General features: G+C 70.5%; 13 protein-coding genes and 1 tRNA gene. 3 read left to right on the top strand and 11 right to left on the bottom strand.

Going from position 1 to position 12,603, the window contains the following annotated elements:
• Positions 1–96: 96 nt before the first annotated feature.
• The 3 genes from ABIC30_RS05650 to ABIC30_RS05660 all read right to left on the bottom strand — a co-directional run bounded on the left by ABIC30_RS05650 (position 97) and on the right by ABIC30_RS05660 (position 3,823).
• A complete protein-coding gene (locus ABIC30_RS05650) occupies positions 97–1,347 on the bottom strand; it encodes an SLC13 family permease (RefSeq protein WP_502915823.1) in 1,251 nt (416 codons plus the stop codon).
• A gap of 275 nt (positions 1,348–1,622) precedes the next feature.
• Positions 1,623–2,174, bottom strand: a complete 552-nt coding sequence (locus tag ABIC30_RS05655; protein WP_354454352.1) for a hypothetical protein — start codon at positions 2,172–2,174, stop codon at positions 1,623–1,625.
• A 155-nt stretch (positions 2,175–2,329) separates the two neighbouring features.
• Positions 2,330–3,823, bottom strand: a complete 1,494-nt coding sequence (locus ABIC30_RS05660) for an AMP nucleosidase (RefSeq protein WP_091978059.1) — start codon at positions 3,821–3,823, stop codon at positions 2,330–2,332.
• Between the two features lie 125 nt (positions 3,824–3,948).
• Between ABIC30_RS05660 and tsaA the strand changes: the two genes are divergently transcribed.
• Complete coding sequence (gene tsaA / locus ABIC30_RS05665; protein WP_091978103.1) at positions 3,949–4,458, top strand: tRNA (N6-threonylcarbamoyladenosine(37)-N6)-methyltransferase TrmO; 510 nt, start codon at positions 3,949–3,951, stop codon at positions 4,456–4,458.
• Positions 4,455–5,147, top strand: coding sequence for an SGNH/GDSL hydrolase family protein (locus tag ABIC30_RS05670; protein WP_091978058.1), 693 nt, complete (start codon positions 4,455–4,457; stop codon positions 5,145–5,147). The genes tsaA and ABIC30_RS05670 overlap by 4 nt, the downstream gene beginning before the upstream one ends.
• A 130-nt stretch (positions 5,148–5,277) precedes the next feature.
• On the opposite strand, the gene guaA is transcribed toward ABIC30_RS05670, so the two are convergent.
• The 8 genes from guaA to ABIC30_RS05710 all read right to left on the bottom strand — a co-directional run bounded on the left by guaA (position 5,278) and on the right by ABIC30_RS05710 (position 12,186).
• Positions 5,278–6,834, bottom strand: a complete 1,557-nt coding sequence (guaA, locus tag ABIC30_RS05675) for a glutamine-hydrolyzing GMP synthase (RefSeq protein ID WP_012317458.1) — start codon at positions 6,832–6,834, stop codon at positions 5,278–5,280.
• A 187-nt stretch (positions 6,835–7,021) separates the two neighbouring features.
• Positions 7,022–7,441: a hypothetical protein gene (locus ABIC30_RS05680; protein ID WP_020091761.1), complete on the bottom strand. Its 420-nt coding sequence runs from the start codon at positions 7,439–7,441 to the stop codon at positions 7,022–7,024.
• Positions 7,438–7,773, bottom strand: a complete 336-nt coding sequence (locus ABIC30_RS05685) for a hypothetical protein (protein ID WP_091978057.1) — start codon at positions 7,771–7,773, stop codon at positions 7,438–7,440. Before ABIC30_RS05685 ends, ABIC30_RS05680 begins: the two co-directional genes overlap by 4 nt.
• A gap of 296 nt (positions 7,774–8,069) precedes the next feature.
• Positions 8,070–9,443 carry an NTP/NDP exchange transporter gene (locus tag ABIC30_RS05690; protein ID WP_091978056.1) on the bottom strand — a complete coding sequence of 458 codons (1,374 nt, stop codon included), beginning with the start codon at positions 9,441–9,443 and terminating at the stop codon, positions 8,070–8,072.
• A gap of 108 nt (positions 9,444–9,551) precedes the next feature.
• Complete coding sequence (locus tag ABIC30_RS05695) at positions 9,552–10,307, bottom strand: NADPH-dependent F420 reductase (RefSeq protein ID WP_354454355.1); 756 nt, start codon at positions 10,305–10,307, stop codon at positions 9,552–9,554.
• Positions 10,297–11,202, bottom strand: coding sequence for an aldo/keto reductase (locus ABIC30_RS05700; protein WP_331326460.1), 906 nt, complete (start codon positions 11,200–11,202; stop codon positions 10,297–10,299). The genes ABIC30_RS05695 and ABIC30_RS05700 overlap by 11 nt, the downstream gene beginning before the upstream one ends.
• A gap of 114 nt (positions 11,203–11,316) precedes the next feature.
• Positions 11,317–11,655 (bottom strand): hypothetical protein, encoded by a 339-nt coding sequence (locus ABIC30_RS05705; protein WP_331326461.1) that lies wholly within the window; start codon positions 11,653–11,655, stop codon positions 11,317–11,319.
• Between the two features lie 75 nt (positions 11,656–11,730).
• Complete coding sequence (locus tag ABIC30_RS05710) at positions 11,731–12,186, bottom strand: CHRD domain-containing protein (protein ID WP_331326462.1); 456 nt, start codon at positions 12,184–12,186, stop codon at positions 11,731–11,733.
• A gap of 259 nt (positions 12,187–12,445) precedes the next feature.
• Between ABIC30_RS05710 and ABIC30_RS05715 the strand changes: the two genes are divergently transcribed.
• Positions 12,446–12,522: transfer RNA gene (locus ABIC30_RS05715), tRNA-Met, on the top strand.
• Positions 12,523–12,603: the final 81 nt, after the last annotated feature.

The following is a 12,603-nucleotide window of genomic DNA, read 5'->3' on the forward strand; positions in this document are numbered from 1 at the left end:
TCTCTAATCTGGTAGCGCTAGAGCCTGAGCGGGCAACCCGCAATCCGTCATGGTGCGGCGCAATGTGCCCTCTGGGGCGACACTTTGCCGATTCTGTCACTTCAGCTGTCCCAGGAGGCGCCACCACGCGTAGTCGAGCGGCGCCGCCACGAGGAGCGACAGGAAACCGAAGCTCAGGGTGAGCCGGGTCGCGTCCCGGAGACGGACCCGCCCGAGCTCGCTGGCGAACACGATCGGGGGCGCCTGATAGGGGAAGAACAGGGTCGAGTAGCCGATCACCTGCAGCGAGACGACCGCGAAGGGTGACAGGCCGCTCGCCTCCGACATCTCGCCCGCGAGCGCCGTGTACAGGGCCGGGGCGCCGTTGGCGGTGACGAGGAGGGTCAGCACCGTGGCGATGCCGGTGAGCACCGCGAAGTTCTGCGTCGGCGCGTCGTGCGCCAGGGGGGCGACGGTCAGCAGCAGATGGCCGAGGCGCTCGCCGAGCCCGGTCTCGTTGACGAGGGCGACGAGGCCGAGCAGCGCCGCGATGTAGAAGCAGGTCCGCAGGTTCACCTGTTGGAACGCCTCCGGCGGCAGGACCCCGATCCGCGGCAGCAGGCAGACGACCGCGGCGGCGAGGCCGACCCAGGCGGGGGCAAGGCCGTGGAGGCTGTCGGTCATCCAGAGGATCAGCGTGCAGGCGAGGATCACCGCGAGGCGCCGCTCGGGCGCGGACAGCGGGGGAAGGTCCGGCAGGGCCGGAGCGGCGGAGCCGAGGTTGTCCGGGAACAGCCGGACGATGAGGCCGACGAGCAGCACGCCCTTCAACAGCGCCAGGACCGGGGCATGCAGAAGGAAGTAAGAGAGGTACGACAGGTGCAGGCCGAGCAGGTGCTCGGCCGAGCCGGCCATCACGAGGTTCGGGACGTTGGCGGGCAGGATCGCCGCAGAGAGGATCGGGGTGGCGAGGCCGACGGCCAGGACCGCACCCGTCCGCCCCGGGCGCCCGGCCGCGAGGCCGAAGGCGTCGCAGAGTGCGAGGGTGACGGGGATCATCAGGGCAATGCGGCCCAGATTCGACGGCATGACGAAGGCGATGAGGAAGCTCAGCGTCACCAGCCCAGCGATGAAGCGGCCGTAGGAGCCGGAGAGCCGCAGGGCGAGGGTGCGCGCCATCCGGGCGCCCAGGCCGGTCCGGGTCATGCCCTGCCCCACTACCATGCCGGACAGGACCAGCCAGAACGCGGAGGACGAGAAGCCCGAGAACACCGTCGCGGCCGAGCCGAGACGCAGCAGCATCGCCAGTCCGAAGAAGGCGAGTGCCGTGACGATCTCGGGCAGCAGCGCGGTCGCCCACAGGCCCATGCACAGCACGAGCAGCCCCGCCGTCGCCGCAACCAGTCCCTCGCCGCTCACCGCGATCGTCCCCGCACCACGCTACGCCGGAAGCGGCATCCTCATCGGATTGGAACGGTTCGCAATTCGGGACTTGTTGAGCGAGCCTTCGCCTGCAGCGAAGGCTGTGGATCCGGTGGGCCGATCTGGCCCAGGGGTCCTCACGACATTGCCCGAGCGAAGGCCGGCCGGGCGTCGCGCGGTTTCGAGGATGCGCCGCGGGGACGAGACCCGCGCCGCCTGACTCAGTAGCCGTAGCCGTAGTAGCCGTTGCAGGCAGCCGGGTCGTAGGCGCCGTAGCCGTAAGTGTAGGCGCAATTGTCGTAGCCGTAGTCGAGACCGCCCAGGCCGTAACCGACGCCGAGGCCGAGCCCGAGGCCGGCGAGTCCGTAGCCGACGCCGCGTCCGTAGCGGTGGCCGTAATAGCCGCGGTTGACCAAGCCGCGACCGGCGATCCCGCGGTTCCCGACCCCGCCGAACCGGCCGGCCTGGTTATATCCGCCGGCCCGCAGGCCGCCGGTCCGGACGCCGCCGACGCCGGCCACGCCGAGCCCGGCCCCGCGGAAGTCGCCGCCCAGTCCGCCGGCCCGCGCCCCGCCGACGCCGTTCTGGAAGGCGCCGCCGCCGAAGCCGCCGTTCCGGAACGCTCCGCCGCCGACACTGCCGCCGCGGGAGCCGCCCCCGCCAAATCCGCCGCCGTGGAAGCCACCGCCGCCGAAGCCGCGGGCATCGGCGACGGTCGGCGCGAACGCGACGGCCGCCAGGAGGGCGGTGGAGACGAGTGCGATACGAGTCATGGGAAAGCTCAGCCTGATGTGTGGTGCTTTAACCACTCAACCCGGCTTCAAGGCGGCTGTATCCAAGCTTGAGTATGACCGATGGCGTGGCAGTCGGTCGCTGAGTTGGCGATATGTACGTCGGGCTCGAACGTCACCCTGGACTTCACGAAGTCTCACCGGAAGGGTGGTTCATCGAAACTGCGCAGCTTGCGCGAGTGGAGACCTTGCCGATCGGCCCGAAGAACGTCGAGGGCCGCCAGCCCGACCCGGAGGTGCTCCGAGACGGCCCGATCGTAGAAGGCGTTGGCGGCACCCGGCAGCTTGATCTCGCCGTGGAGCGGCTTGTCTGAGACGCAGAGCAGCGCGCCGTAGGGAACGCGCAGGCGGAAGCCCTGGGCGGCGACCGTGCCGCTCTCCATGTCCACCGCCACGGCGCGGGACTGGTTGATCCGACGCCGCTCCTGGCTGAAGCGCAGTTCCCAGTTGCGATCGTCGTAGGTCACCACCGTGCCGGTGCGCAGGCGCCGCTTGAGCGCGTCAGCCTGCTCGCCCGTCACCGCGGCGGCGGCGTCCTGAAGGGCGACCTGCACCTCGGCGAGGGCCGGCACCGGCACGTCCGGCGGCACGAGCTCGTCGAGGATACGGTCGCGGCGGAGGTAGGCGTGCGCCAGCACGTAGTCGCCGATGGTCTGCGACTGCCGCAGGCCGCCGCAATGGCCGACCATCAGCCAGCAATCCGGGCGCAGCACCGCGAGGTGGTCGGTGATCGTCTTCGCGTTCGAGGGGCCGACGCCGATATTGACCAGCGTCGTGCCCTGCTGGGTCCCGTCGGAATCGCGCGCCACCAAGTGGTAGGCCGGCATCTGATGGCGGTGCCAGGGCGAGGCGGCGATCACAGCGGCCGGGTCTGCATCGGCCGCCTCGGCACGGGTCACGGACACGCCACCCGGCAGGACCAGCCGCTCGAACCCCTCCGCGCCCGAGGCGAGCCGCTCCAAGCCGTGGCGGACGAACTGGTCGACGTAGCGGTGATAGTTGGTGAGCAGGATCCAGGGCTGGACGTCGCGCCAGTCGCAGCCGGTGTAATGAACGAGGCGCCGGAGCGAGTAATCGACCCGAACCGCGTCGAACAGCGCCAGGGGCAGCGGCTCGCCAGGGATCTGGTCGAACAGCCCGTCCGCGATCTCGTCGCCCACGAGCGACAGGAGCGGCACCGGGAAGTAGGTGGCGAGGTCAGCGCCGTCGACGGTCCGCCCGCGCGCGTCCAGCCCGGCCTCCAGCACGTAGGGATAGGGAATCTCCTGCGCGCTGAGACCGACCTCGAGGGCGATGCCGTAGTCGGCGATCAGCGGCTCTAGCTGGCGGGTCAGGTACGTCCGGAAGAATCCCGGATGCGTGATTGTGGTGGCATAGGTGCCGGCGGCCTGGAGCTTGGCGGTGGCGCGCCGGACCCGGGGCAGCGGCCCGTCCGGGCGGTAGCTGATCCGCAGCTCCGGGTAGCGGAAGGCGAGCCGCTCCGTGGCGTCCGGCGGCGGCCCGCCGGCGAGGTAGCGCTCCAGCGCGGTCCGCAGGGCGCCGGCCGCGTCGTCGTAGAGCTCGACCAGCCGGTCGATGGCGGTCGCGGCATCCGCCACCGCCTGCATCGGCCGCAATTCCCGCTCGATCATGTCGCCTCCGTTCCTGCTGCCGGATCTACACCCCGCGCCATCCGGGGGCGAGATGCGGGGTTGCGAGCCGCGGACACATGGCCGACAAGCCGGCCGGCGCGGAGCGCGGCGGCGAGGACGCGGGCATGGACACGGGGCTGGACGCGGATGAGTTCGGGACCCGTCCCGGTGAAGAGAGGGCCGCCCTGCCCGCGACCTTCGACGCGGGCCTCCACTTCATCGGCCGGCTGCGCACGCCCTGGCTGGCGCGGTCCGACTGTCCGAAGAATGGCCTGCAGACCGACGCAATCTGCACCGTCGAGGTCGACCCGGCCTACGCCCCCGGCCTGCGCAACGTCACGGGGTGCACGCACCTGATCCTCCTCTACTGGATGGACCGGGCGACCCGCGGCCTCGTGATCCAGCGGCCGCGCCACGCCGACGGCCCCAGGGGCACGTTCTCCCTGCGCTCGCCGGCCCGTCCCAACCCGATCGCCCTGTCGGTCGTGGAACTGCTCGGCCGCGTCGGCGACACGCTTCGCGTGCGCGGGCTCGACTGCCTAGACGGCACGCCGCTCCTCGACATCAAGCCCTACTACGCCTCGACGGACGCGCGGCCCGACGCCCGGGTCGACCGGGCCGGGGCCGAGCCGTGAAGCGCGTCGTTTCCCTCGTTCTCGGCGGGCTCGCCCTCCTGGCGATCGGCGGCTTCGCCGGGTGGCGCCTGCACCGGCCGGGGGCCGACGCACGGGCCTACGCGGAGATGCGCCTGATCGCCGTGCAGGTCAGCCTCGACGAGGCGCCGCCGGACTACGTGTTCTGGGCCGGCGATTCCCAGGTGGAGCTGCAGCCCGGGAGCCAGCGGCCCTGCGGGCTCGATTTCCTCAACGGCGGGATCAGCGGCGCGACCGCGGGCAGCTACGCGGACTACCTCGCGCGCCTGACCTTCAAGGTGCAGCCGCGGCTCGCGGTCCTGACCATCGGGACCAACGACATCCTGGTGAAGAACAACCCGCAGCTGCACAAGCCGACGGAGCAGTTCGAGGCCGCCACCGAGACGATCGTCAAGCGGCTGCAGACCCTCAGCCCGCGCGTCGTGGTGACCGCCCTCCCCCCGGTCGGTCGCGAGATCGGCAAGCTGGTCGATGCCGGCGCGGTCGCGGATTACTCGCGCCGGTTGCAAAACCTCTGCGGGCGGCTCGGCTGCGTCTTCACGGATCCGTTCGCCGCCCTGCGCGACGGCGATACGGGTTACGCCAAGCCCGGCGCCCTGCGCGACGGGCTGCACCTCGCGGCGTTCCGGCCGGCGCTGAAGGCGGTCGAGCCGGCGCTCTGCACCCCGTGAGGACCGGCGCCGCGTCATCGCGAGCGGAGCGAAGCAATCCAGGAGCGCGACACGGATCGAAGCGTCACGCTGCTCTGGGTCGCTTAGCTCCGCTCGCGATGACGGCGCGGGAATCGGGTCGGACGCCGGCTCACTCCCACTCAATCGTGCCAGGCGGCTTCGAGGTGATGTCGTAGGTCACCCGGTTGATGCCCTTCACCTCGTTGATGATCCGGGTCGCGACCCGGCCCAGGAAGGCCATGTCGAACGGGTAGAAGTCGGCGGTCATGCCGTCGACCGAGGTGACGGCGCGCAGCGCGCAGACGTGGTCGTAGGTGCGCCCGTCGCCCATCACGCCGACGGTCTTCACCGGCAGGATCACCGCGAAGGCCTGCCAGATCGTGTCGTAGAGGCCGGCCTGCCGGATCTCGTCGAGGTAGATCGCGTCGGCCTTGCGCAGGGCCTCCAGCTTCTCGCCGGTGATCGTGCCGGGGCAGCGGATCGCCAGGCCCGGGCCCGGGAACGGGTGGCGGCCGACGAAGCCCTCGGGCAGGCCGAGCTCCTTGCCGAGCACCCGGACCTCGTCCTTGAAAAGCTCGCGCAGCGGCTCCACGAGCTTCATGTTCATGCGCTCGGGCAGGCCGCCGACATTGTGGTGGCTCTTGATGGTCACGGACGGGCCGCCGGTGAACGACACGCTCTCGATCACGTCGGGGTAGAGCGTGCCCTGCGCGAGGAACTTCGCCCCGCCGATCTTCTTCGATTCGGCCTCGAAAACGTCGATGAACAGGCGGCCGATCGTCTTGCGCTTGATTTCCGGGTCGCTGACGCCCTCCAGAGCCGCGAGGAACATCCCCGACGCCTCCACGTGGACCAGCGGGATGTTGTAGTGGTCGCGGAACAGCGCCACGACCTGCTCGGCCTCGCCGAGGCGCAGGAGCCCGTGGTCGACGAACACGCAGGTCAGCTGATCGCCGATCGCCTCGTGGATCAGCACCGCCGCCACGGCCGAATCGACGCCGCCCGAAAGGCCGCAGATCACCTTCTCGGAGCCGACCTGCTCGCGGATCTTGGCGATGGCCTCCTCGCGGTAGGCGCCCATGGTCCAGTCGCCCGAGCAGCCCGCGACGTCGCGCACGAAGTTGCGGATCAGCAGGGCGCCGTGGGGCGTGTGCGCCACCTCCGGGTGGAACTGGACCGCGTAGTAGTTGCGGGCCTCGTCGGCCACCGCCGCGAAGGGCGCGTTCCTGGAGATCGCCACGGTGGTGAAGCCGTCCGGCAGCTTGGTGACGCGATCACCGTGGCTCATCCAGACCGGGTACTTCTCGCCCTTGTGCCAGACGCCCTTGAACAGCGGGCAGTCGGCCAGGATCTCGACCTCGGCGCGGCCGAACTCCGCGTGGTGGCCGCCCTCGACGGCGCCGCCGAGCTGGGCCGCCATGGTCTGCTGGCCGTAGCAGATGCCGAAGACCGGGACGCCCGAATCGAACACCAGTTGGGGCGCGCGGGGCGAGGCCTCGACGGTCACCGATTCGGGGCCGCCGGAGAGGATCACGCCCTTGGGCTTCTGCTCGCGGAACGCGGCCTCGGCCTTCGTGAAGGGCACGATCTCGCAGTAGACGCCCTCCTCGCGCACTCGGCGGGCGATGAGCTGCGTCACCTGAGAGCCGAAATCGACGATCAGGATCTTGTCGTGGTCGGTGTTCATCGCGGGCGATTATCCGAAGCCCGCGGCGCGTGCAACGCACAAGTCCGGATTGTCCGGCCTTCCGACGTGCCGTCACCGATGGAATGCCGGACCCGGCCGTCAGGTCCCGCGCGTCGCCGTCGCCCCGTCGGTGCCGGCGCGGCCAGCCGCGCGCGGCGGTCTCGGCTGGCCCTACGCGCGCCAGTTCTCAGTCGAAGTTGCGGACCTTGGCCGAGCCACCGAGGCTGATCGCGGGCTTCGCGGCGGCGCCGGCGAGGCTCACCTTCTTCTGGCCGGGCGGGGTCTTGGCGCGCAGCTGCGGGGCGGGCTCGGGCGTCGGTCGCGACGGCTTCAAGTGCGCCTGGCCGTGGATCACCGAGCCGATCTCCCCCGCCACGCGGATCAGGTCGTCGCGCTCGCAGGAGCGGGCGACCTTCAGCCCGAGCTTGTGCATGTGGCTCTTGCCGTAGAGGTAGGCGGCGAGCTGCGCGCGCTTCAGCGGCGGGATCTGCTCCAGGATCAGCGGCAGGTCGAAGTCGTCAGCCCGGTACACGGAGCCCAGAACCTCGAGGGTCACCGGGCAATCGACTTCGGGCTCGGCGCCGCTGGTCGGATGCGCTTGCGTCATGGATGCCTCTCGGAGGTCGATGGATCGGGACCGGGCTCGGATGCCCCGGAGCCGGGGTCGAGTTCAACCCCTATCGGAACGGTGAGGTTCGCAATCCTGTCCTGCGCGGGCGCAGGCGTCGGTGGCGGGACCGGTTCGGCCTTCCAGGCGCCCAGGCAGCCGGTGCAGACCGATTCGATCACCGCGCGGGCATGGGCCTGCCGACGGGCCCAGAGCATCTCCCGGGCGAGGCGCGCCGCCTCGGCGTCCGGCAGCGGGCGGATGCGGATGAAGAGCGGCTCCTGCGCGGCGACGGGTGCCGGTGTCAGGGCGAGGAGCCCGAGCAGCGCCATCGCGGGATCGGCGGCACGCCACCGGCGCCGCGGCGCCGACCATGCAGGTCCCGCCATGTCACTCTCCCGCCCGGATCGAGCGCGATACCTCACCCGTCAGGGTAAACCGCCTCTTAACGGCCGCCGCGGCCGCGCGGAACTTCACCTCGGGACGCCGGTAGAACCAGGGGGGACCGAGCGGGAGACGGCTTGATGCCTCAGATGTTCGACTGGATCTTCTTCGCGATCATGCTGCCGTTCCCGGCCTACCTGGTCTGGGACTTCATGCGGCATCGATAGGCGGGGCGAAACGGCACTCACCCGCCGGGCGCAGCGGCCGCGCGGCCGACCGGCGCGGCCCGTTCGGGCTCGATGCCCGGCTCCGCCGCCTGCTCGGCCCGCCGCCGCTCCTGCGCGCGCCCGAGCCAGACGCTGTTCACGAGCCACGCCATCGACAGCGGGATCGCGGCGCCGGCCACGCTGGCGCTGCCGAGCCCCATGCCCTGGATGCCGGTGAACGACCACGCACCGACCTGATCGCCCAGCCGGTAGACCACCGTGTCGATGAAGCTCTTCGCCTTGTAGCGGTCCTCCCGGGGGACGACGGTGAACAGCACCTCGCGCACCGGCCGGGCGATCGCGAAGTTCCCGGCCCGGCGGAGCACCTGGAACGCCACGATGACGCCGATCGTCGGCCAGAGCGCGAGCGCCGCGAAGCCGAGGATGCTGAAGGCCGGGAGGATCGCCAGCGTCAGGGCGACGCCGATTCGGTTCACGATCCGGCCCGTGAGGAACAGCTGGATGCCCAGCGTGAGGACGTTCACCGCGAGGTCGACGCTGGCGAAGAACGCCGTCTGCGCGCCGCGGTCCGGGAAGCTCCGCTTCGCGATGCCCGCCTGCTCGAAGTACAGGAACGTCGAGGTCACCGAGAACAGCAGCAGGAACAGCGAGATGTTGAGCAGGTAGGGCGATGCGAGAGTCCGGGTCACGCCGGCGAGCACGCTTCCGCCGATCGTCCGGTCCTGCCCGTCCTCGGGGCCCCCGTTCCGGCCCGGCACCTCGTGCAGCTGCGTCGACAGCGCCGCGAGCCCGCGCATGCAGAACACCGCGACCTCGAGGAGCACCACCGCGCAGAGCATCAGGCCCCAGGTCGGGACGTTCTTGGCCAGGATCGCGGTGGTCGCCGAGCCCGCGATGGCGCCGAGCGTCGCGCCGGCCGCGATGAAGCCGAACAGCCGCTTGCCCTGGGCGTTCGAGAACACGTCGACGATCGTCGCCCAGAAGATCGAGACCACGAACAGGTTGAAGATCGACAGCCAGACGAAGAACACCCGGCCGATCCACACGCCCCACTCGGCGGGCGCGAGGTAGAGCGTCAGCGCGAAGGCCAGGATGTTGGCCGCGAAGAACCGGTACGTGATCGGCACGAACCGCGCCCGCGGCATCCGTTTCACCAGGTAGGCGAAGGGCAGGTTGAGGGCGAGCATCCCCACGAGGGTGGCGGTGAACAGCCAGGGCAGGTTCTCGATGCCGCCGGCGACGCCCATCTGGTCCCGGATCGGGCGCAGCACGTAGTAGGCGGCCAGGATCGAGAAGATGTAGGCCCAAGACCAGGCCAGAGCGCGGCCCTCGCCGGGCTGAACGTCGATCAGGCGCGCGAGCGTGCCGCGGGCGGGGACGGGTTCAGGCATGGGCCGATCTCACCGGAATGGGCTTCTTCCCCGGACGGGCCTCCCTCGGGGAAGGCTCGGTCGGACCCCTCGCCGTTGCGGGGCCCGGCGAGGGGCCGGGCGACGCGCCTACTTCGCCAGTCCGAGTTTCTCGCGCATCTCCGGCGCGGTGACGTCGTGACCGAAGCCCGGGCTGCCCATGGCGAACTTGTCGGCATCCTTGAGCGGGCCGACCACCACCGGGTCGAACCCGGCATCGCGGACGAGGCCCTCGGCGACCTTCAGCGCCTCCGGGTCGTCCCCGGCGATCGGGATCGCCATCCGCCCGCCCGCACGACCCTTGCCGCCGTCCGCGCCCTCCTTGGCGAAGATCTTGTAATTGGCCGCGTTGAAGGCGCGCACGATCTTGGCGCCGGGGAAGTACTTGGCCGAGGTCGCGCCGATCCCGCTGGCCTGGACCTCGTCGTAGAGCGCGCCGTCGCGCTTCTGCGTGGCGTTGCCGGCATCGAGGACGACCTTCCCCTTGAGGGACGGGCCGATCTCCTTCGCGAGATCCGGATAGGCCTTATAGGGGACGGCGATGAACACGGCGTCGCCGAACTTGATCGCCTCCTCGGGCGTGCCGGCCCTGGCCTTGGGCCCGAGCTCCGAGACCATCGCGGCGAGCTGCTCCGGGTGGCGGGAGGCGAACATGACCTCGTGGCCGTCCTTGACCCAGAGCGACCCGATCGTGCCGCCGATGTTCCCGGCGCCGATCACGCCGATCCGGATCTTCTTCGCGCCGTCCTGGGCTGCGGCGGGCACGGAAGCGGGAAGAGCGGCGGCCACGGCGAGGCCGGCCGCGAGGGCGAGCGCCGCGCGGCGCGAGATGAGATCAAACCGCATCGATGAACGTCTCCATCTGCTTGCGCTGCGCCGCGTCGGGCAGCTTGCCCCGCGCGGCCCCGAGGTTGTCCTCGACATAGGCGGCCTTCGCCATGCCGGGGATCGGGCAGGTCACGGCCGGGTTGCCGAGCACGTATTTCAGGAAGAACTGCGGCCAACTCGCGCAGCCGAGATCCTTGGCGACCGCCGGCAACTCCTTGCCCTGGACCGCCTTGAACAGGCGATCGCGGCCGAACGGCACGTTGGTCATCACCGCCACGCCGCGATCCGCAGCCAGCGGGAGTACGCGCTCCGCGGCGGCACGGTTGTCGATGGCGTAGTTCACCTGGATGAAGTCGAGGCTCTCGCGCCTCATGACGGCCTCCAGGGCGTCGAGCTGGTTGTCGCGCCAGACCGTGACGCCGACGTACCGGACGCGCTTCTGCGCCTTCAGATCGCGCAGGACCGCCAGATTCCCGGTCACGTCGATCAGGTTGTGGACCGCCACCAGGTCGAGGGTGTCGACCTTCATGCGCTTCAGCGATCGGTCGAACTCCGCGAGCGTCGCGTCGCGGCCGGTCGTGTCGACCTTGCTGGCGAGGAAGATCTTCTGGCGCAGGCCGGGCTCCGCCAGGATCAGGCCGAGGACGTCCTCGGCGGTGCCGTAGCTCGGGGCCGTGTCGATCACCGATCCGCCGAGTGCGACGAAGGTCTTCACCGCCTCCTTCAGGGGCGCCACCGCCTCGGGCGTCGGCTCGACCTCGTAGCGCCGGGACGTGCCGATCCCGATGGCTGGAAGCGTCTCGCCGTTGGAGGGTATCGGGCGGCGGATCAGCGGCTCGGCCGCCGCGGCGAGGCGGCCGGCGAGCGGGGCGATAGCGGCTGCGGCGATGACGGCGCGACGGGATACGGGCATGGCCGGCCTCCGACGGATTCAGGACCCGCCGGGAGATAGGGCGCGTCCGCGCTCTGTGTATTCTTAATTCTCACGCTTCCGCGAGGGATGCGCGCCGCACCTTCGAGGCTCGGTCTAATCTTCCTCGGGCGGGTCCTCAAATTCCGCGCCGTCGGTATCGGGGGCGATGCGGAACCGGTACTCGTCGATCGCCAGGAACGCCCGGTGGGCGACCTGCGGATCGATCCCGTCGCGGACGACCAGGGTCTGGAAGTCGATGAACAGGCGCGCGACGCGGGCCTCCTCCGTCAGGGTGGCCAGGGCGGACGAACTCGCGCCGGCGCGCATCATGTAGCGCTTGGCCTCTCCGGCCGCGTCTGGCGCGGGCAGGACGACGACCTGCCCGGCGGTCTCCGGCTTCAGATCCGCCCAGCGGACGGGCGTCCAGGCGATGATGGCGTCGGTGTGCTTCATCGAAGGCTCCGGCAGGTGGACGGGGATCCGCCTACCGGGCGCGGCCGGGTACGTCGAGGCTCCCGGCGTTCCGGATCAGGGTGCGCGCTCCATCTGGCCACGGATCTCGCCCTTCGGGTTCGCGGCGGTGTGGAGGTTGAAGTAGACCTTCCCCGCCTCGAGATCGGCGGCCTTGGCGTCGTCGAGGGTCGCCTCGCCGGTGAAGGGGCTGCTCGCCGCCGTCACCGGCACGAGCACGCCGGCATTCTCGCCCGCCTTGGCCGGCCCGTGGAAATGGGCGGCCGTGACCGGCCCGGTGAGGCCGCTGTACTGGCCCGACCAGCTCAGGCGCTTGGTGGCGGGATCGAAGGTCGCGGTGATCTCGCCCTTGCCGGAGGACGCGGTTGCCGGCACCTCGCTGCCGCCGGTGAGCGCCGCGCGGTAGGTGACGACCTTGCCCGCGGCGAATGCCGGACCCGTGGCGAGCGGCACCCCGAGGACGAGAAGGGCGGCGAGGCTGGTGGTCCAGCGATGGCTCTTGCGCGCTGTCATCGAACGCTCCGCGATCTGACGGGCCGTCGAGCGGCCCGTGCCAAACCTAGCGGGCCGGGACGGATCGGACATGGCGGACGGGCTGTCGCCGAGCGATTCTCGGTGACAGCCAAGCGTCTCCCTCCCGCGCGCGACGGCACGCGGCCTGCCCGACCTCCGGAGGCGCGATTTGCTCACCAGAAGACGTTGACACGGAGCGCCCGCTCTTCCTATACCGCCGCCACTGCACGCATCGTCTCGATGGACGGTCGCGGCTCGTGGCGGGGTAGCTCAGCTGGTTAGAGCAGAGGAATCATAATCCTTGTGTCGGGGGTTCAAATCCCTCCCTCGCTACCAACAGTTTCATTAGTCGACGTCTATAAATTTCAAGTCTCATCTGAGCGTGCCGACCTCTGTGTCGGATCTGGGCCGCAGCCG

Origin of the sequence: Methylobacterium sp. 1030 (genome assembly GCF_040544715.1) — a bacterium.
Classification (GTDB): Bacteria; Pseudomonadota; Alphaproteobacteria; order Rhizobiales; family Beijerinckiaceae; genus Methylobacterium.

Bases quoted from the DNA above. Each gene is read 5' to 3' on its own strand.
- ABIC30_RS05705 (WP_331326461.1), bottom strand. From the start codon at position 11,655: ATGAAGCACACCGACGCCATCATCGCCTGGACGCCCGTCCGCTGGGCG.
- tsaA (WP_091978103.1), top strand. From the start codon at position 3,949: ATGGACACGGGGCTGGACGCGGATGAGTTCGGGACCCGTCCCGGTGAA.
- ABIC30_RS05700 (WP_331326460.1), bottom strand. From the start codon at position 11,202: ATGCCCGTATCCCGTCGCGCCGTCATCGCCGCAGCCGCTATCGCCCCG.
- guaA (WP_012317458.1), bottom strand. From the start codon at position 6,834: ATGAACACCGACCACGACAAGATCCTGATCGTCGATTTCGGCTCTCAG.
- ABIC30_RS05710 (WP_331326462.1), bottom strand. From the start codon at position 12,186: ATGACAGCGCGCAAGAGCCATCGCTGGACCACCAGCCTCGCCGCCCTT.
- ABIC30_RS05660 (WP_091978059.1), bottom strand. From the start codon at position 3,823: ATGATCGAGCGGGAATTGCGGCCGATGCAGGCGGTGGCGGATGCCGCG.
- ABIC30_RS05690 (WP_091978056.1), bottom strand. From the start codon at position 9,443: ATGCCTGAACCCGTCCCCGCCCGCGGCACGCTCGCGCGCCTGATCGAC.
- ABIC30_RS05655 (WP_354454352.1), bottom strand. From the start codon at position 2,174: ATGACTCGTATCGCACTCGTCTCCACCGCCCTCCTGGCGGCCGTCGCG.
- ABIC30_RS05695 (WP_354454355.1), bottom strand. From the start codon at position 10,307: ATGCGGTTTGATCTCATCTCGCGCCGCGCGGCGCTCGCCCTCGCGGCC.
- ABIC30_RS05685 (WP_091978057.1), bottom strand. From the start codon at position 7,773: ATGGCGCTGCTCGGGCTCCTCGCCCTGACACCGGCACCCGTCGCCGCG.
- ABIC30_RS05650 (WP_502915823.1), bottom strand. From the start codon at position 1,347: ATGGGCCTGTGGGCGACCGCGCTGCTGCCCGAGATCGTCACGGCACTC.
- ABIC30_RS05680 (WP_020091761.1), bottom strand. From the start codon at position 7,441: ATGACGCAAGCGCATCCGACCAGCGGCGCCGAGCCCGAAGTCGATTGC.